We start from the raw sequence: 19,657 nt of genomic DNA, 5'->3' as shown, positions 1-19,657 counted from the left end.
TTTGAGATGGATTCCATATTTCCAGTTCTAATCCATCTTTTTAATAATAATATATTCCGCTTAACATGAACACTCTTATACATATAATGAAAAAAGTGATGGCTACTTCCCATCACTTTTTCATCTATTCTATTTTTTCTCTAACCCTTGTCCAAATGCTTTCAAGAAGCTAAAACCGAATGTAATAGCTCTATTGATATCTGGATCTTTTAATACTTTAAAGAAATCCATCACTTTTGTTTTTTTACCACTATTTAATTCGTCTGTTGCAAATTGCAATCCTGTAACTAAACTTGACGTAATTTGCTTCGTTATTTCTGGGTCAACTGAAGATAACGCTTCTCCTGCCCCCATCATATTATTTAACGCATTTTTAACGGGTTCACGATTTAATTGCTCCACAGCGATTTTTGAAACATCTTCCTTCGCAGCAAGTAAACTAATTGCCGCATCTAATATACCGGCCTTCTGCAACTGTGCTAAAAGCTGCATCGTTTCTTCTACTGCTTCACGATTATTAGATAGCTCATTTAGAAGTTCATCTGCTACTTGCTGTTTCTGTTCTTCCTCTGTTACAACTTTCTTTTTAATTACAGTAATTTCTTTCGCCACTATCTCCGCCCCCTAGTCCACAAGTGATACGTATTGTTTTCTTTGCCATTTTTGCTGAATTTCAACACCGTTTTGCGGATTACGCTTTTTATCTCTCGGGTTTGAAGATGGTAACGGACGATTCCCTTTTTCACGTAATACACGCATCTTTACCATCGTTTGTTTGTACGCTGGTGTACACGTATAAAGATCTGTCGCCGTTCCAGTTAAAATATTGATTGCCTCTTCATTTACCGTTGCATGCATCGGTAAATATAGCTCTTTCCCCATTACACGATCTGTAACAAGTGCCTGTACTTTAATTTTCCCAAATGGTGATGCTAATTCTACAAGACCACCATCTTTCACATTGCGCTCTAGGGCAAGTTCAGGCGAGATTTCAACGAACACTTCAGATACTTTAGATAAAATACCAGCCGATTTATTCGTCATATTCCCTTCATGGAAATGTTCTAACATACGACCATTATTTAAAAGTAAATCATACTCATCTGGCGCTACAACTGGTGGTACCCATTCATCTAATGATAGACGAGCTAGTTTATCTGGGAAGTTAAATCCGTCCACATATAATAGTGGTGTATCGCTACCATCATGGCTACCCCAACATAAACTATTCCATCCTTCTAAACGATCGTATGTTGCCTGAGAATATAAAGGTGCAAGCGATGCAATTTCATCCATGATTTCACTTGGATTTTCATAATTCCAGTCCCCGCCAAGTGCACGAGCTACTTTTTGTAAAATCCACCAGTCTGGCTTTGAATCACCAAGCGGCTTCAATACTTCATATAATCTTTGAATACGGCGCTCTGTATTCGTAAATGTTCCCTCTTTTTCTAAGCTTGGTGCTGCCGGTAAAATAACATCAGCAAAACGAGCTGTTTTCGATAAGAACATATCTTGAACAACAAGGAAATCTAAATTCGCTAAAATATGTTGTACATGGTTGGCATTCGAATCTACTAAAGCCATTTCTTCACCCATAACATACATACCACGCAGTTTTCCTTCATCTGCCGCAAGTAACATTGCAATATTATTTAAGCCTGGTGCTTTCGGAATTGTAGTACCGTATGCTTTTTCAAATTTCGCACGGAGCGCATCATCTGAAACCGCTTGGTAACCTGGAAGCCAGTTTGGTAATGTTGCCATATCACAAGCGCCTTGTACGTTATTATGTCCGCGTAATGGATATGCTCCTGCACCAGGACGACGATAATTACCCGTAACAAGCAATAGATTTGAAATTGCTGCTGAAGTTGTACTTCCTCCAGTATTTTGCGTTACACCCATTCCCCAAAGTACACAAGTACCATCTGCTTCATATACCATACGAGCCATTTCTTTCAGATTTTCTTTCGAAATCCCCGTAATTTCTTCTGTATAATCAAGCGTATACTTTTCTACCATTTTGCTATATTCATCAAAATTCTTCACATTTTCAGCTATGAACTTTTTATCGTGCCAATCTTGATCAATAATATATTTCGTAATACCAGCGAGCCATACGTAATCTGTTCCTTGGCGCGGATGAATGAATAAATCCGCACGCTCTGCCATTTCATGTTTACGAAGATCCGCCACAATTAATTTTTGGTCATGTAATTTATGAGCACGTTTTACACGCGTTGCAAGTACAGGATGTCCTTCTGTCGGATTTGCTCCAACGATAATGACAAGGCCTGCTTCCGCAATATCTTTCACTGTTCCAGCGTCCCCGCCCATACCGACAGTTTTAAATAAACCGTCTGTTGCTGGAGATTGACAATAACGGGAACAGTTGTCTACATTATTCGTTCCATATATTTGACGGGCTAGTTTTTGCATAAGATAATTTTCTTCATTCGTTACTTTCGAAGAAGAAATAAACCCAAATGCATCACTTCCATATTCTGATTTAATATGCTGCATATTGGATGCAACAACTTCAAGAGCCTCTTCCCATGAAGCTTCAACAAACATATCTCCTTGGCGAATTAATGGCTTTGTAATACGATCTTCACTGTTTACAAAATCCCATCCAAATTTGCCTTTTACACATGTTGAAATACCGTTAACCGGCGCATCTGAAACAGGCTGCACTTTCAAAATGTGGCGGTCTTTCGTCCATACTTCAAATGAACAACCTACACCACAAAATGTACAAACTGTTTTTGTTTTATTCACTTTCGTCTTACGCATCGCAGCCTCTACTTCTGAAACTGCTAAAATACTACTATATCCCGGCTCTACATCCTTTACAAAATCAATCATCGGATCTAACACATCCGGTTTCAATCCAGTCATGAATCCAGCTTCACCTAACATTGATTTCTCCATCAACGCATTACATGGACATACTGTTACACATTGCCCGCAACTTACACAAGATGATTCATTTATACTTACACCATTGTCCCATATAACACGTGGACGGTCTAAGCTCCAGTCTATCGATATTGTTTCATTAACCTGTAAGTTTTGACATACTTCTACACACTGTCCACAAGCAATACATTGATTTGGATCATATCGATAAAACGGATGTGACATATCCACTTCACACGCACTTACTTTTGGCTCATACGGATATTTCTGTTCCTCAATTCCCATCATATGTACTGTATTGTGGACTTTACAGTTACCATTATTGTTATCACAAACGGTACAATACAGTAGATGATTCTCTAATATTCGATCCATTGCCTCAGTCTGTGCCTCTTTTGCACGCTGGGACTGCCTTTCGATATGCATACCGTTCTCTAATTTCGTTGAACAAGCACGCAATAACTTTCCATTTACTTCTACAATACACGTATCACAAGTTTGAATTGGATCTACTTCTGGTACATGACAAATTTGAGGATGTTCCAAATTACTCTCGTTAAATAATTGTAGTATCGTCTTTTCACCTGATGCAGAAAATTCTTTACCATCGACGGTTACACGGACTGTCTGTTCTGCCATAGTTTCCCCTCTCCTTACAACCAACTGTACAACACAATCATGAATCCGTTTTCAAAATCGCATTACTGTACATATTTTTGAAACGCTCTACCCAAATACTTTCTTATGAAGTCGATTCTAGATGTTATAAGGTATAACTACGAAAGCTTGAAAATATCACTATTCTACAGTTCTATTATATCGTACATATACAATAATAACCAAAATAATCTGTGATCTTCTTGTTAATAGGTGTTTTTATTTTTCCCATTGTTTTATGATAAATGTGGGAGAGAAATACATATAAAAGGGGAATTAAATATGGGGCCTACGCAAGAGACTTATACAATTGTACGTTATCAATCTGGTACATTTTCAAAACAACTTGATGAGATTGTTACAGAATCTCCTATTACTATTAAATTGAATGGTGAAGAATATGTAACAGTCGTATGCACACCAAATTATATTGAAGATATGGTAATTGGTTTTTTAATTTCCGAGGGGATTATTTCTTCCTATAACGATGTTGAAGAACTATGGGTTCAAAAAGATAACGGAATTGTCCATGTAAAATCATCAAAAGTGAATCCGCTCTATCAAACTTTATATAATAAACGATACGTCACTTCTTGCTGCGGAAAAGGTAGACAAGGTTTTATTTTCGTAAACGATGCAGCAAAAGCAAAAGACTTACATGATATACATGTAAAAATTACTCCTGAAGAATGTTTTTACTTAATGAATACGTTACAACAATCTTCCACTACCTTTCGCCAAACCGGCGGTGTTCACAATACCGCGCTCTGTGATCGAAACAAAATCCTCCTATCAAGAATGGATATTGGCAGACATAATGCATTAGATAAAATATATGGTCATTGTTTACGCAACGATATATCTGTTAAAGGAAAAATTATCGCATTTAGCGGACGTATTTCATCTGAAATTTTACTCAAAGTTTCAAAAATCGGATGTGAAATTGTTCTATCTAAATCTGCCCCAACAAAACTAGCATTGCAACTCGCTCACGATTTAGGCATTACAGTCGTAGGATTTATCAGAAATGAATCCTGCAATATTTACACACATCCACATCGAATTGATGGTTATCAATCGAATAACTAAAATAACTCCTCAATTGAGGAGTTATTTTAGTTATGAAAATGTAATATATTAAAGGCTTGAATAGTTAATAAAGTTAATATATAATTTCATTACATATTAAAAAACAAAACATTGTAGCATATATCTTTTCATTCTTTTACAAATTAAAAGAGACTGCTAACAAAACACATACACACTCTTATAAAAGTAATGGATTTATTTTATTTGAAATCGACCAAGGAGGTTACAACTATGGAAATTCGCTTATTAACGACAGAGGACGCAGAAATATATTTAAAAGTTTGTATGGAAGGTTTAACGAAGAACCCGGAAGCTTTTAGCTCTTCCTATGAAGATGTTTTGAAACATGAGGATCCTGTAGCTGCTATGGCAAAACGATTAAGCAATCCGGATAAGTATACTCTAGGGGTCTTCAAAGATAACGATTTAATTGGTATCGCTACTTTAGAAACAAAGCCTTTCATTAAACAAGAACATAAAGCAAAAATTGGCTCCGTTTTTGTTTCCCCAAAAGCGCGTGGCCTTGGAGCAGGACGAGCTCTAATTAAAGCAATTATTGAAAATGCCGATAAATTACATGTAGAACAACTTATGCTCGATGTTGTAGTTGGTAACGATGCAGCAAAAAAATTATATGAGTCATTAGGTTTCCAAACTTACGGCGTACAAGAGCGTTCATTAAAACATAACGGTCAATATTGGGACGAGGAACATATGGTTCTGTTCTTAAATGATTAATACTTCAATATAGTTTTCCAAAAGCATCTTTTTATTAAGAAAGATGCTTTTTTCATTACAACAATGTAATCTTCATGTCACCTTTATCGATCGTACCAAACCTTTCCATTCATTATACTAAAAATATAAAGTGAAACTTTACTCAGTGGGGAACTACATCCCACGCTGATCGCATGTACTTGATATGTAGAGGAGAATGTGACATGAAACAAAACAAACGAGCTATGCTTTTAATATTTACTACAGCAATTGTAACTTCTGGATTAGCAATTTTACCTTGGTTTATTATATGAACACTCCCCCTAACAATGAAAAAAGCTGATTGCTTCTTAAGAAGCAATCAGCTTTTTTTTATATTATAAAATCCCCAAAATTTTATTTACGCAACTTATAATAATAACCATAGATACGGCAACGCACATGACAACCGTATTACGATCTTGCTTTTCTTTTTTTGAAATTTCTTCTTTTGAATTCATGTGTATGATCTCCTTTTAAAAAAAGTGTGAGATAGGAAATTTTTCTTATCCGATGCGAGGTGAATACGAAAACCCTCTCTATCTCACATACACAATAGAATGGAATTGTCATTTTATAAATAAAATGACATGACGTTATGTCGCAACATAGGGTATTTTGTGTCGCTACGTTTTCTATTATAAAAAATAGTTGTGCAAAACTAGTGCATTTTTTATGTCAATTACTCTGAGCGAAAAAATCAGCCCTCCATTCAATCACATAAAAAGAGTTTTTTATTATTTTCATGTAAACTATACAAGTAGAATGAACAGTTTGGGGTGCACAAGATTATGGTAAAAATTTTATTAGTAGACGATGAAGAACGTATGTTACGATTATTAGATCTGTTCTTAAGCCCTCGCGGCTATTTTTGTATGAAAGCTACCTCTGGCCTTGAAGCACTAAAATTAATCGAACAAAAAGAATTCGATATTATTTTATTAGATGTTATGATGCCAAGTATGGATGGATGGGATACTTGCTATCAAATTCGTCAAATTTCCAACGTTCCTATCATTATGTTAACAGCTCGCAACCAAAACTACGATATGGTGAAAGGCCTCACGATGGGCGCAGATGATTATATTACAAAACCATTTGATGAGCATGTATTAGTCGCACGAATCGAGGCTATATTACGCCGTACAAAAAAAGATGGCTTTGTTAGTTTCAATGGTATTGAGTGGGATAAAACGAAACATACTGTCACAGTTTATGATGAAAAAATCTCATTAACTCCTATCGAATTTTCGTTACTCGGACTATTTTTACAAAATACAAACCGTGCTTATAGCCGAGATGATTTAATCGAAAAAATTTGGGGCTATGAAACAGATATCGAATATAGAACAATTGACTCACACATTCGTAATATCCGTGATAAACTACGCAAAAAAGGATTTCCGATTGAAGATTACCTAGAAACGGTCTATAAAGTCGGATATAAATGGAAAAGTGAATAATTACTTCGGTCAGTGGGAAATCGTATACCACTGACTCTTTATTATGAATAAGGTATGGTGAAAAAATGAGTAAACTTTCCCTTAAAATTGGGACATACTTTTTAATATTAGCTTTATGTATTGAAACAATTGCTTTCGTATCTTTTTATAAAAGCCTTTCAAAAATGCGTATTGTAGAGGAAACAGATGCTCTTTTAGAGAAAGGTAATCGCTATAGTAAAAAAATTAAAAGCCGCGAGAGACGGGATGAATATTATAAAGAAATGAAACACGCTGAACATAATAAAAATCCTAAACGTCCTGTGTACCCTGAGTTCGATATTACGAATGAGGCTGCACACTTAGTTGAATCGGAATCAATTTCTAACTCCGATATAGCTATCATTATTACTGACCATAATGGCAAAATTATTTCGACCTCAGAACCCGTAACAAAAGATATGCAAAAACAACTTACTTGTAAAACAGAAACTGTCCCAGACGGCGGATTGGTCGTTGAAAGGAACTGGAAAAAATCAAAGTTCATCACAACAGTAAGCCCACTTAACACAACAAAGTTTCAAGGAAAGCTATATATGTTATTAAAAACATCTTTCCTAGAAAATATGTTACTTAAACTCATGAACCAATTTCTTATCATTAGCGTTTTAACAATTATTTTAACAACAATTTCTGTCTTTGTTTTTTCACGCGTTATTACAGAACCACTTGTAAAAATGAAGAGAGCGACAGAAAAAATGTCAAAATTAAACAAGCCAATTCAATTAGGTATTAAACGAAATGATGAACTCGGAAGTTTAGCAAAAACAATTGAAGATTTATCGAGTGAACTTACGTATATGAAAAAAGAGCGCAATGAATTTCTCGCTAGTGTCGCTCATGAACTATTAACTCCATTGACCTATATGAAAGGTTATGCGAAGGTAGCAAAGAGAGACTCTTTAACAAAAGAGGAGCGAGAAGAATACTTACAAATTATTGAGGATGAAACGGATAGTGTAACCGATCTCGTCCAAGATTTATTTATGCTTGTACAATTAGAACAACACCAATTTGTTATAAAAAAACAAAAAGTGCTTCTTCAGCCATTTTTAGAACGAATGGTAGAAAAAACAAAAACAACATTAACAAATAAGCAAATGCAACTTCATGTATATTGCAAAGATGATTTAGAAGTTTGTATAGACGAAAGACGTATGGAACAAGTTATGTTAAATTTATTACACAACGCTTATCAACATTCGCCAGAAAACACAGCCATTACGATACGTGTACTCATGGAAACAGATTCTTTTACAATAAGTGTACAAGATGAAGGTGAAGGTATTCCTGAAGAAGATATCCCGCATATATTTGACCGTTTTTATCGTGTCGATAAATCTAGAACACGAGCTACAGGCGGAAAAGGTATCGGGCTAGCTGTTGCAAAGGAAATTGTAGAATTGCATAACGGTTCTATTCTAGTAACAAGCCAATTAGGAGCGGGAACAAACTTTATAATCGAGCTACCTTTTGAATAATATGCGTGTGAAAACACCAGTAGCAGTAAACACTACTGGTGTTATTTTGTTCATAAAAACAGCTCATATAAGCTAAGCTTTTGAAATTATTCTTATTTCAATATAAAATAAAGGTACATTTGCAAAGATTTGGAGGGTGATATAATTGGATATCCATGTATTAACAAAAGACGAAGCAGAAATTTACTTAGAACTTCGCGTAGAAGGATTAAAGCAAAACCCTGAAGCATTCAGCTCTTCTTATGAAGATATTATTAATAAAGAGTGTGCGATTGAATATAAAGCACAAAAATTAGCACAAGATGAAAACTATACGCTAGGTGCATTTAAAGATGGAAAATTAATCGGGGTTGCAACACTGGAAACGAAACCATATGTAAAACAAGAACATAAAGCTAAAATCGGTTCTGTATATGTATCTCCAAAAGCGCGCGGACTTGGAGCAGGAAAAGCACTTATTAAAGAATGTCTTGAGCTTGCTAAATCTTTAGAAGTAGAACAAGTTATGCTTGATGTTGTTGTTGGCAACGATGGAGCGAAAAAACTTTATGAATCATTAGGTTTTAAAACATTCGGTGTACAAGAACGTTCATTAAAATATAACGGACAATATTGGGACGAAGAGCATATGGTCTTATTCTTAGATGAAAATAAATAATAAAAAACATCCTCATGTTTGGAGGATGTTTTTTACTTTCTTGTAAACCATGCCGTGTGTAATAATTGAATCGCTTTCGCAATTTCTTCCTCTGATAATATCGCAAACCCAAGTAAAACTACATTTTCAGGTGCAGTATCGTCTTTATAGTACGTAGACACAGGATATATTTTGATACTATGTTTCGCAGCTTCTTGAATTAATTCTTCTTCCCGCATTCCATTATGCACTTTTAATAAAATGTGTAATCCTGAATCTTCTCCTATCACTTCAACACGATTAGAGAAATACTTCTCTATTTCAAAAACAAGTCGATCTCTCTTCTTTCGGTAGACGACACGCATTTTATGAATATGTTTTTCCCAATAGCCTTCATTTAAAAATCTTCTAATCACTTCTTGGTCCATTCTTGAAACACTTTGTGTATAAAATAAATATTGCTGTTGATACTTTTTAATTAATTTCTTCGGCAACACCATATAGCTCATCCGTAGCGATGGTAATAATGCTTTAGATAGCGTCCCCATATAAATAACTTTCCCCTCTGTATCTAACCCTTGCAGCGCCGGTATAGGCTTTCCAGAATAGCGAAATTCACTATCATAATCATCTTCAATAATATACCTGCTCTCTTTTTTCTTGGCCCATTGTAAAAGTTGCATCCTTCTCGTAATAGGCATAATCATTCCATACGGAAACTGATGGGAAGGTGTAACAAATACAACATTCGCATTGCTATTTTCTAAATCTGCAATACAAATTCCATCTCTATCTAAAGATAACATTTGGACTCTTGCTTCTCCCTGTTCAAAAACAACCATCTTTCTATGATACCCTGGGTTTTCAACTGCATAATTGCTTCCCTTTAACAATTGAAACAACAGTTTCACTAATATTTGTGTTCCCGCTCCTAATACAATTTGACTAGCTGAACAACGTACACCTCTAGATTCATACAAATAATTCGTAATCTCTTCTCTTAAGCTCGCTTCTCCTTGAGGGTGTCCTAGAAAGAGAAGTTCGTTATTATGCGGCTGCCATATTTCATTTACAATTTTCCGATACATATTGAATGGAAAAGCATTTGTATCAATTCCTGTTTGTGTAAAATCAAATTTATAACTCTTCTCCTGAAACGGTACTTCTTCTATTCTCTCTCCGCTATCCTCTACATGAGCCATTTGCTCAATCTTGCATACAAAATAACCTTTTCTCGATATCGACTCAATATAACCTTCTGCAAGTAATTGTTCGTACGCTGCCTCTACTGTATTTTTACTTACTTGTAAATGTATCGCTAACTTTCGCTTAGCCGGTAATTTCGTAAAAGGGACAATTGATCCATCTTTAATCTCTTTTTTTATATACTCATACAATTGCACATATAATGCCTTTTTACTATTCATATTTAAATTAGGCGTTAATTCTAACATAGTATCTGACCCCTTAATAAAACTAAAATCTGATACTTTTTACAGTACCAGAAGTTATATATAATTCCTATTATCATGTCACACATAAAAAATCAAATACCGGAGAGGAGAAACATGATAATGAACAATGGTAGACGTATCGGACTTATTATGATTATTACAGGGGCTACATTATGGGGATTATCTGGTCCAATGATTCAGTGGCTATTTCAGCATACTAATGTATCCTCAATTGATTTTTTAACAATTCGATTGTTGCTTGCAGGAATATTTATTTTGTCTTTCTTACTTATAAAGAAACAAAATATATTTCAAATTTGGAAACACCCTAGATATTCTATACAACTTATTATTTTTTCTATTCTCGGCATGCTCGGTGCGCAATACGCCTTTATCGAAACGGTTCATATTAGTAATGCAGTCACAGCAACGCTATTTCAATTTCTAGGTCCTGTTCTTATTACCATGTATGTTGCATTTGAACAAAGAAAATTCCCTGCTTCCATGCAACTATTCGCAATTATAGCCGCGCTAATAGGAACATACTTTATTATTACAAATGGCTCAATTGAAAATATTGTTTTATCCAAAGAAGCTATTATTTTTGGACTATTAACAGCAATCGGATTTGCATTTTATACCCTTCATCCGGCTTCTCTCATTAAAGAATGCGGGACAACTGTAGTAATTGGTTGGGGGATGTTAATCGGAGGAATTGCACTACTTATTTATAATCGTTCATTCGGGTGGAATCAATTTTCACAAACCCTTACACTAAAAACTTTTTCTATGCTTATTCTTATCATTATTAGTGGTACCCTTTCTTTCCTTCTATATATCGGTAGTCTTAAATATTTAGCAGCAACAGAAACAAGCATTTTATCTAGCATTGAACCCCTTGTAGCTGCCATCGTTTCAATCACTTGGCTAAATGAATCTTTTGGAACATATCAATTATTAGGCGGCGTATGTATCGTTCTGTCCGTTATTTTTTTGACGATGCCTCAAAAAGAAACCGAACCAACCTATACAACGGAACAAATATAAAATGAAACTTTAATTAGTGGGGACTATCTCCCACTAATTATTAACCTACACCAATCGGGCTTTTACGGGATAAAAATGTCAAAAGAGGTCGTACAAAACTTACGACCTCTTTTTATACTTTAAAGGAATTGTCCCGCCTTCTAGCAAATACAATTACACTAACAATAAAAACTAGGAGTGTGGCACCATGAAAAAAATCGGAACTATGCTACTTCTCTCCTTCCTCATCACTGGATGCACACAAACGCAACCGGATTCAAAAGAACAAAAAAAAGACGTAATAGCAACGTCATCCACTCAAGTGAACGCACCTTCCTTCTTTCACCTTAGTGTTTTAAAAGATGTAAATTGGGAAGAAACACCTTCTTTCGTAGAAGGAAAAATGCCTTTAAAAGGCATCGAAGGTAAAGTCGCAATGGCTGATAGTCCTATTATCGCAAATGAACAAAATGAAATAATGTGGCACTTTCTAGATTCTGAAATACCAACTGGAAAATTGTCTATTATTGCGCTAAAACAAGGATCTGTAACTCCGACACAAGTACTCTTTCAAAAAGAAACTTCCAAACAAACTTGGACTACTTCAAATACAATCTATTCTACTACAAACGAACTCCCTCTCACTATGTCACTACCTTCATCTGGATTATGGTTATTAAATATATATGTGAATGAAAAATATTATGATCAGTTTGTAATCACTGCTGAGTAAAGTGACAAAAATAAACCACTTTCTTACAACAATGTAATTTCTACGTCATGTACTTCAATAGTTGAATTATCTCTCTTCTCTTATACTTAAAGTAAGAAATGAAACGAGGAGAGATGAGAGATGAAAAAAATGATAGAAGTGATCGTAGCAGTAACTGAGGTTTTAGTGAATGGTAAACAAGTTGCAATGGAATTAAATAAATAGTGAAGAAACATAAATAATTCTACACTTCTTCATTATTTTGATTTCTTATCTCAAAAAAGCAGTGCCTTTTAGGCACTGCTTTTCGCTATTAATAACGTGGTATTTTCGTAATTTGTGCCACGCCTGAATCAATAGCTGCTTTCGCTACTGCTTCTGCAACACTTGGAACAACTCTTTTATCTAATGGATTCGGGATTACATAATTCGCATTACGTTCTTCATCAGTAATGATGTTAGCGATCCCATATGCTGCCGCTAATTTCATCTCTTCTGTAATATCAGTTGCGCGCACATCTAACGCACCGCGGAATATTCCGGGAAACGCCAATACATTATTTACTTGATTCGCATAATCCGAACGTCCAGTTCCTACTACAGCTGCCCCAGCCTCTAATGCATCCTCAGGGAAGATTTCTGGAATTGGATTCGCCATTGCAAACACAATTGCTTTCTCATTCATCGTCTGTACAAGTTCTTTCGTTAATACGTTAGGAGCAGATACGCCAATAAAAATATCAGCTTGGTGAATTGCTTCTTTTAACGTTCCACGCACATGTTCACGATTTGTCTTTTTTGAAACTTCAATTTGTGCTTCGTTCATCCATGTTTCACCTTCACAAACAATACCTTCTAGGCTAACTAACGTAATGTGCTTTGCACCAGCCTTTAATAATAATTTTCCAATTGCAATTCCTGCCGAACCCGCACCGTTAATAACGATTTTCACATTATCCATTTGTTTGCTAACAACTTTTAATGCATTAATAACAGCTGCTAAAACGACAATAGCTGTTCCATGTTGATCATCATGGAATACAGGAATATTCGTTTCTTCTTTTAATCGTTTTTCAATTTCAAAACAACGCGGTGCTGCAATATCTTCTAAATTAATCCCTGCAAATGTAGGCTCTAAATTTTTTACAAGGGTAACGATTTCATCTACATCCGTTGTGCCTAAACATAATGGGAAAGCATCTACATTCGCAAACTTCTTAAACAAAATACTTTTTCCTTCCATAACAGGCATAGCCGCTTTCGGTCCAATGTTTCCTAAACCGAGTACCGCTGTTCCATCTGAAACAACTGCCACCATATTGCCACGTGCTGTATAGTCATACACTGTTTCTTCATCTGCCGCAATTGCTTTACACGACTCCGCTACACCTGGTGTATACGTCAGGCTTAAATCATCCGCTGAATTTACCTCCACTTTACTTGTAATTTCAATTTTCCCTACTAATTCTTTATGCAATAACAATGATCTTTCATTAATTTGATTTGCTAACATACTTATAATCTCCCCTTAATTTGACAAGCTAGCTATATGAATATAGCTAGCTTGTTTGATCATGAAAACATTTTTAATAATATTGTCGCCGTTACAACCATTGCCGCCCCGCCTAAACGAGTTGAAATTTGCGCGAACGGCATTAATTCCATACGATTTGAAGCCGATAAAATAGCAACATCTCCAGTTCCGCCTAAACCGCTATGACATCCAGTTACAATCGCCGATTCAACTGGATACATCTTCATCACTTTCCCTACAAGAAAACCTGATGCTACCATTGTAAGAACAACCGATGCGCACACAACAACATATCCTACTGAAAGAACTGCTGCTACGTCTTTTAACGGAATATATAGCAATCCTAATCCAACCATTAAAGGCCAAGTTAAATTCTTCGAAATAAATTTATATAAATGGAATGCTCCTTGCTCCATTTTTGCTGGCATTAATTTAAAGTATTTCACAAGTGCTGCTGAGAAAATCATAATGATTGCCCCAGGAATACCGATGAACTTAGAAGCAAATCCTCCAAAGATGAAGAACGTACACGCAATTAATAAACCTGCTCCCATTAATGAGAAGTCAATTGGCTTCTCTGTATTTTGTTCTTTTAATAATTCTGCTTGATTGTCTGTTTTCACTAATACACCGTTACCACTAAGCTCCGGTTTCTTCTCACCTAAACGCTTCATATACCCTGCACTTACAATTGCGAACATATTTCCAATAATAGCTGCTGGAATAAGCTGTGATACAAACGTCGCTGATGATTCATTTAAAATATCACTATAAGCTAGCGACAATGGTAAAATCCCTTCCCCGATACCACCACTCACAATTGGTACGATGATAAAGAAGAATGTGTGCTTCATTTCAAATCCAAATAATGAACCGACCAATAACCCTACTGCTACAGAAGCTAACGTCCCTACTACTAAAGGAATAAACATGCGAACGAAACCTTGTACTAACACTTTACGGTTCATTCCTAAAATACTTCCGACTACTAAACAAGAAATATATAAATATAAAAAGTTCGATTTTTTCATTAACATAGTCGCAGCTTCCATTGAAGCTGGATTCATCCAGTTAAAAAATACAAGTAATGATGGAATAAATAACGAAAGTATTGCTGGACCGCCGATATTTTTTAAAATTGGAATTCTCATCCCAATATCGCCTAAGAAAATCCCCATGATCATAATAACTGCAAATCCACCAATCATATCTGCTGGCAATTTATTATATACAGATGCCCCATAAATAATAGCAGCCAATACTACATATAACGGTAAAGGTATAACACCGATTTTTACATTCATAATTTTAGAAGCGAAAGATTCTCTTTGTACTTCATTTCCTTCAGAAAATGATACCGCTTCCACATTCTTTTGAATTCCCATATGGCACCCCCTCGTTGTCTTAATAACAATATTAAAACGCTGTCAATAGTAAAAATAGTTTTTGTAAGTTTTGTAATTGATTTTGTAATTAAAAAAAGTATAAGCGACTTATATTAAGTCGCTTATACGTAAAACTCTATTTTCTTTTGATCAACACATCTTAATTTACTTACAGGTCTGCCCACATGTTGGTACATCATTTCGTTTTCTAACACTCCAATGTCAGTCAAAAACATTACATATTTTCGAATAGAAACTCTTGAAATTCCAACTAATTGTGCCATTTCATCTGTTGTAAACACTCTTCCATTCAACGACTCGATCTTCTGCCAAATTAATTGCAACGTTTGCTTCGTTAACCCTTTCGGAAGCTCTTTCGTGACAGTAGGCTCCCTTTTTTCTTTTTGTAAAATTAACGAATCTAATTCCGATTGACTAATTTTTTGTTGTTCTTTCATGAAAGTAAGTTTTTCTCGATATATAGTTAATGCCTCTTTAAATCGTTCAAATGTAAATGGTTTAATTAAATAATCTACTACACCATATTGTAATGCTTTTTTAATACTTCCCATATCATGTACAGCTGAAATCATTATAATATCAATTTCTTTTTCTTGGTTCCGGATATACATTAAAAGCTCAAAACCAGTCTCTTCAGGCATAAAAATATCAAGTAATACTAAATCTACTCGTGATTTCTCTAATATTTCGATCGCCGACTTTACTGAGTTAACTGCTTGAACAAGTTCAAATCCTCCTACTTGCTCTAAATAATGCGTATTTAGCATTGCTACCATCGGGTCATCTTCTACAATTAAAACTTTAATCATATTTGCCTCTCATCCCTACCTTTAGGTATTTCAATTGTTATCGTTGTTCCCTTACCTACTAATGAATGCATATGAATTTCCCCATTTATTCGCTGTATACTTTCTTTTACAAGATACAAACCATAACCGCGGTTATCTCCCTTTGTGGAATAACCTTTCGTAAATAATTGCTCTATTTCTTTTTCTTGTATACCTTTTCCCGTATCTTGTACTGTAATAGTTAGTATATCCCCATGTTGTATCTTAACTTCAACTCGCTTCTTTTCACAATTCGTAACTGCCTCTAATGCATTATCAATTAAATTTCCGACAATCGTAATAAGTTCATGAGTAATACTTTCATCATCTATTTCCGGCATATAAGAATCTTCACTTATAATTAATTTTATATTTTTCTCTCTAGCATAGCTGAGCTTACCTAGTAAAAAACCAGCAAATACTGGACTTTTTATTCTTTTCATAACTCCACCAATTTCATATTGATGCTCTGATACCATGCCGCTTATATACTTCTGTAATTCTTCATACTGCTTCATATGTGTAAGCCCTAATACGACATGCATCTTATTCATAAACTCATGAGATTGTGCCCGTAATGCTTCTGCATATAGTCTAATACCAGTTAGTTCCTCTGCTAGTTTTCTAATCTCTGTTTTATCACGAAATGTTGCAATTGCACCAACTATTTCTCCTTTTACATATAAAGGAACTCGATTCGTCACAATCGTAATTCCATAAATATTTTGTTCTTCGTTTAATTGTACTTCTCCCGTTTGCAATACTTCTTTTATACGTGAATTTGGCATATACAACTCAACATCTTTACCGATAAAATCTTCTTCAAGTCCGCTTTTTTTAAATAGACGTTTCGCTTCATTATTAATTAATGTTACTCTAGCCTCTTTATCTACAGCAATAATACCTTCCTTTACAGATTGTAGCATCGTATTTCTTTCTTCAAGAATTTTTGCTATCCTGTGCGGCTCAAGACCGAATAAACTTTTCTTTATATGTCTAGCTAGCAATATTGCTCCTATAATTCCGACTAATACACCAACTCCGACACCAATATAAATGATATGTCTACTTTCCTTAACTCTCTCTTTTACATTATCTGCTGAAATACCAACAGCCACAGCTCCAAGTTGTTCACCTGTTTCAGAAAATATTGGTACAAACACTCGCATGGAAATACCTAAAGTTCCTTCTGCTAACGATACATGTTCTTTTCCTTTCAATGCAGGCCCTTCATCTCCCCCAATAAAATGATGCCCTATTTTTTGAGGATTTGGATGTGACTTTCTTATTCCATTCATGTCCATAACTACAATAAACTGAACACCTGTGTTTTGTAATATTCTATTTGTATACGTTTGGATTGCAGAGGTATCTGCTTTCCCAACCAAACCATCGATTACAATCGAATCATTCGCCACAATGTGTGCAATTGTTTTTGCCTTCTCTGCTTGGCTATCCTCCGTCGTCCGTTCTACATTATGACTAATTAATATATCTGTCACAAGTAAAGAAAAAATTACAACTGTACAAACTAACAATGTAATCGTTTTCCATAAATTCCATAGTCTTTTTCTTTTTTTCATCCCGTTAATGACTCCCCTAATTGCTGAATAGAAAAATAAGTAAGGTGATATTATTTTCACCTTACTTATCTGCTGTTATTATACTTTAAATTTACTAGTCATCGCTTGTAGTTCTTCTGCCATCTCAGCTAAGTTTTGCGAAGCTGAACTAATTTCCTCCATGGAATTAACCTGTTCTTCTGTTGAAGCTGCAACACTTTGCATACTAGCTGTATTTTCTTCTGCAGCAGCTGCAATTTCATCAATAGCATTTGTCACTTCATTTGCATCCCCAGCAATTCTCTTCGTTGTTTCTACCATTTGATTAACTTGAGAAACAATATGTGTAGTAGAACTTAAAATTTCCGTAAAACTTACTTTCGTTTTTGTTACAACATCAAGGCCCTGTTGAACTTCTCCATTCACATTATCCATCGCCTTAACAGTATGTTCAATATCCGCCTTAATTTCTGCAATTAAATTTGCAATCTCTCCAGATGACTCTCCTGATTGCTCTGCTAATTTTCTAACCTCATCTGCTACAATAGCAAATCCTCGCCCCTGTTCACCTGCTCTTGCTGCTTCAATAGCCGCATTTAAAGCTAATAAGTTTGTTTGAGTTGCGATGTTTTGAATTGCTTCAGAAATAGCTCCTACTTGCTTTGATTTCTCATCAAGCAGTTTAATAATAGCATCTGACTCGGATACCGACCTAGAAATAGACTGCATTTGTTTTGCAGTTTGTTCAACTAAATCTTCTCCCTCTTCAGCTCTTTCTCGCGCATGTAATGAGGAAATAGAAATTGACTCTGCGCTTCCAGTTACATCTTGAATTGCTGTATTTACTTGTTGCAATGTAGCCGCACCTTCTTCAACACCTTGACTTTGTGATTCAGCCCCACCTGATACTTGTTCCATTGCAATTGTAATTTGATCTGTCGCATCATTTGCTTGCTGTACGCTCGCTGTTAACTCTTCTGCCGATGCTGCAACATGTTCTGCTGAAAAGCTAATTTGGGTAATAACATCTTGTAAAGACGTAGACATTTCATTAAATGAATTCCCTAATTTCCCTATGTCATCCTTGGAATGGATTGTAATTTTCTCTGTTAAATCTCCCTTACTAATTTTATATGCCGATTCAGCTATTTTTCGTAATGGCCTTGTAATAGACTTTGTAATGAAATAAATTAATATACTACCAAATGCAATAGCGATAGCAATGACAATCAAAGTCTTATAAAACACTGGACTGGCAGCTTGGGTAATTTCTTCATCGAACATAACACCAACTACTTTCCAGCCCGTTTTCTCATTTGTTGCAAAGATTAAATTCTTTTTATCATCTTGTTCTGTATAAGACACATTTCCTTGTTTATCTTCATAAATTGGTTTAATCCAAGGATCAGTAACTTTTGCACCTGGTTTTCTAGATGGATGACTAACAATTTGCTTATTTTGATCTAAAATAACTGCATAACCTTTTTCACCAATGTTAATCATTTTGGAAATTTTTAAGATGTTATCTAAATTTAAATTAATTCCTATAACACCTTTACCATCTTTTACTTCTTTCGCAATCGTCACTACCATATTTTTTGTAGATGCTGACTGATATGGCGCAGTAACAATTACTTTCCCTTTATTTTCATGTGCTTCTTTATACCAAGATCTATCTGTTGGATTATACCCATCAGCCATTTGAATAAATGGTTCTCTTATAAACTTTCCCGTCTCTGTTCCAATATAAATACCTTCTACTTCTGGATGAAGCTTTATATATTGTGCTAACTTCGTTCTTACTATTTCTTCTTGTCCATTTAGATATGTATCCTCTGTTAAGATGTCTGCAAAGTACGTCGCATCAACAAATTTCTCTTCTATATTTTGAGAAATAACAGTATTTAAAATCGAAATATTCTCCTTTGCCTTATCTGTCATTTGATGCTCAAAATTTGTTTTGGCAGTTTGATATGAAACACCACCGATAATAATTCCTGGTATAGTTAAAATAATAAAAAATGAAATGATTAATTTTTTATTGATACTCATACATTTAACCCAGTTAAATATTTTTTGCATAATAAGCCTC

At 35.0% G+C, this 19,657-nt stretch carries 16 protein-coding genes; 7 read left to right on the top strand and 9 right to left on the bottom strand.

The features are described from left to right. Nucleotides 1-129 precede the first annotated feature (129 nt). Together BC_RS02960 and fdhF are read right to left on the bottom strand one after the other, a co-directional pair. Nucleotides 130-612: a DUF1641 domain-containing protein gene (locus BC_RS02960; protein WP_001040540.1), complete on the bottom strand. Its 483-nt coding sequence runs from the start codon at nt 610-612 to the stop codon at nt 130-132. 12 nt (nt 613-624) lie between these two features. Beyond that, nucleotides 625-3,561, bottom strand: a complete 2,937-nt coding sequence (gene fdhF / locus BC_RS02955; RefSeq protein ID WP_000840679.1) for a formate dehydrogenase subunit alpha — start codon at nt 3,559-3,561, stop codon at nt 625-627. 300 nt (nt 3,562-3,861) lie between these two features. Between fdhF and fdhD the strand changes: the two genes are divergently transcribed. Further along, nucleotides 3,862-4,668 (top strand): formate dehydrogenase accessory sulfurtransferase FdhD, encoded by an 807-nt coding sequence (gene fdhD, locus BC_RS02950; protein ID WP_000529239.1) that lies wholly within the window; start codon nt 3,862-3,864, stop codon nt 4,666-4,668. A 231-nt stretch (nt 4,669-4,899) separates the two neighbouring features. Further along, entirely contained in the window at nt 4,900-5,406 is a 507-nt protein-coding gene (locus BC_RS02945) for a GNAT family N-acetyltransferase (protein ID WP_000405875.1), read from the top strand. 356 nt (nt 5,407-5,762) lie between these two features. On the opposite strand, the gene BC_RS28145 is transcribed toward BC_RS02945, so the two are convergent. Beyond that, nucleotides 5,763-5,885, bottom strand: coding sequence for a hypothetical protein (locus BC_RS28145; protein WP_001085006.1), 123 nt, complete (start codon nt 5,883-5,885; stop codon nt 5,763-5,765). Nucleotides 5,886-6,215: 330 nt separating this feature from the next. Between BC_RS28145 and BC_RS02940 the strand changes: the two genes are divergently transcribed. From BC_RS02940 to BC_RS02930, 3 genes are all read left to right on the top strand, one after another. Beyond that, entirely contained in the window at nt 6,216-6,887 is a 672-nt protein-coding gene (locus BC_RS02940) for a response regulator transcription factor (RefSeq protein WP_000238957.1), read from the top strand. Between the two features lie 65 nt (nt 6,888-6,952). Beyond that, nucleotides 6,953-8,407, top strand: coding sequence for a HAMP domain-containing sensor histidine kinase (locus tag BC_RS02935; protein WP_000041022.1), 1,455 nt, complete (start codon nt 6,953-6,955; stop codon nt 8,405-8,407). Between the two features lie 145 nt (nt 8,408-8,552). Beyond that, a complete protein-coding gene (locus BC_RS02930; protein WP_000351212.1) occupies nt 8,553-9,065 on the top strand; it encodes a GNAT family N-acetyltransferase in 513 nt (170 codons plus the stop codon). Between the two features lie 32 nt (nt 9,066-9,097). On the opposite strand, the gene BC_RS02925 is transcribed toward BC_RS02930, so the two are convergent. Then, the gene (locus tag BC_RS02925; RefSeq protein ID WP_000891874.1) at nt 9,098-10,498 is read right to left on the bottom strand and encodes a PLP-dependent aminotransferase family protein; all 1,401 of its coding nucleotides are present in this window, start codon (nt 10,496-10,498) and stop codon (nt 9,098-9,100) included. Between the two features lie 120 nt (nt 10,499-10,618). On the opposite strand from BC_RS02925, the gene BC_RS02920 reads away from it, so the two are divergent. Then, nucleotides 10,619-11,545 (top strand): DMT family transporter, encoded by a 927-nt coding sequence (locus tag BC_RS02920; RefSeq protein WP_001059054.1) that lies wholly within the window; start codon nt 10,619-10,621, stop codon nt 11,543-11,545. A 187-nt stretch (nt 11,546-11,732) separates the two neighbouring features. Then, nucleotides 11,733-12,257 (top strand): DUF4871 domain-containing protein, encoded by a 525-nt coding sequence (locus BC_RS02915; protein WP_000719694.1) that lies wholly within the window; start codon nt 11,733-11,735, stop codon nt 12,255-12,257. Nucleotides 12,258-12,549: 292 nt separating this feature from the next. Here BC_RS02915 and BC_RS02910 read toward each other — a convergent pair whose 3' ends face one another. From BC_RS02910 to BC_RS02890, 5 genes are all read right to left on the bottom strand, one after another. Further along, entirely contained in the window at nt 12,550-13,749 is a 1,200-nt protein-coding gene (locus BC_RS02910; protein ID WP_000880780.1) for an NAD(P)-dependent malic enzyme, read from the bottom strand. A gap of 59 nt (nt 13,750-13,808) precedes the next feature. Continuing rightward, entirely contained in the window at nt 13,809-15,155 is a 1,347-nt protein-coding gene (locus BC_RS02905) for a 2-hydroxycarboxylate transporter family protein (RefSeq protein ID WP_000512722.1), read from the bottom strand. A gap of 122 nt (nt 15,156-15,277) precedes the next feature. Continuing rightward, nucleotides 15,278-15,985 carry a response regulator gene (locus BC_RS02900; RefSeq protein ID WP_000598666.1) on the bottom strand — a complete coding sequence of 236 codons (708 nt, stop codon included), beginning with the start codon at nt 15,983-15,985 and terminating at the stop codon, nt 15,278-15,280. After that, nucleotides 15,982-17,586, bottom strand: a complete 1,605-nt coding sequence (locus BC_RS02895; RefSeq protein WP_000746421.1) for a sensor histidine kinase — start codon at nt 17,584-17,586, stop codon at nt 15,982-15,984. Before BC_RS02895 ends, BC_RS02900 begins: the two co-directional genes overlap by 4 nt. A 78-nt stretch (nt 17,587-17,664) precedes the next feature. Beyond that, nucleotides 17,665-19,506: a methyl-accepting chemotaxis protein gene (locus tag BC_RS02890; RefSeq protein WP_017656628.1), complete on the bottom strand. Its 1,842-nt coding sequence runs from the start codon at nt 19,504-19,506 to the stop codon at nt 17,665-17,667. Between the last annotated feature and the right edge of the window lie 151 nt (nt 19,507-19,657).

The sequence above is a fragment of the Bacillus cereus ATCC 14579 genome, assembly GCF_000007825.1.
Taxonomy (GTDB): domain Bacteria; phylum Bacillota; class Bacilli; order Bacillales; family Bacillaceae_G; genus Bacillus_A; species Bacillus_A cereus.
The sequence above is the reverse complement of the archived record's forward strand: the minus strand, read 5'-3'. Positions and strand labels throughout refer to the sequence as shown.

Bases quoted from the DNA above. Each gene is read 5' to 3' on its own strand.
- BC_RS02940 (WP_000238957.1), top strand. From the start codon at position 6,216: ATGGTAAAAATTTTATTAGTAGACGATGAAGAACGTATGTTACGATTA.
- BC_RS02895 (WP_000746421.1), bottom strand. From the start codon at position 17,586: ATGAAAAAAAGAAAAAGACTATGGAATTTATGGAAAACGATTACATTG.
- BC_RS02945 (WP_000405875.1), top strand. From the start codon at position 4,900: ATGGAAATTCGCTTATTAACGACAGAGGACGCAGAAATATATTTAAAA.
- BC_RS02910 (WP_000880780.1), bottom strand. From the start codon at position 13,749: ATGTTAGCAAATCAAATTAATGAAAGATCATTGTTATTGCATAAAGAA.
- BC_RS02920 (WP_001059054.1), top strand. From the start codon at position 10,619: ATGAACAATGGTAGACGTATCGGACTTATTATGATTATTACAGGGGCT.
- BC_RS02915 (WP_000719694.1), top strand. From the start codon at position 11,733: ATGAAAAAAATCGGAACTATGCTACTTCTCTCCTTCCTCATCACTGGA.
- BC_RS02900 (WP_000598666.1), bottom strand. From the start codon at position 15,985: ATGATTAAAGTTTTAATTGTAGAAGATGACCCGATGGTAGCAATGCTA.
- BC_RS02935 (WP_000041022.1), top strand. From the start codon at position 6,953: ATGAGTAAACTTTCCCTTAAAATTGGGACATACTTTTTAATATTAGCT.
- BC_RS02890 (WP_017656628.1), bottom strand. From the start codon at position 19,506: ATGACAGATAAGGCAAAGGAGAATATTTCGATTTTAAATACTGTTATT.
- BC_RS28145 (WP_001085006.1), bottom strand. From the start codon at position 5,885: ATGAATTCAAAAGAAGAAATTTCAAAAAAAGAAAAGCAAGATCGTAAT.
- fdhF (WP_000840679.1), bottom strand. From the start codon at position 3,561: ATGGCAGAACAGACAGTCCGTGTAACCGTCGATGGTAAAGAATTTTCT.
- fdhD (WP_000529239.1), top strand. From the start codon at position 3,862: ATGGGGCCTACGCAAGAGACTTATACAATTGTACGTTATCAATCTGGT.
- BC_RS02925 (WP_000891874.1), bottom strand. From the start codon at position 10,498: ATGTTAGAATTAACGCCTAATTTAAATATGAATAGTAAAAAGGCATTA.
- BC_RS02905 (WP_000512722.1), bottom strand. From the start codon at position 15,155: ATGGGAATTCAAAAGAATGTGGAAGCGGTATCATTTTCTGAAGGAAAT.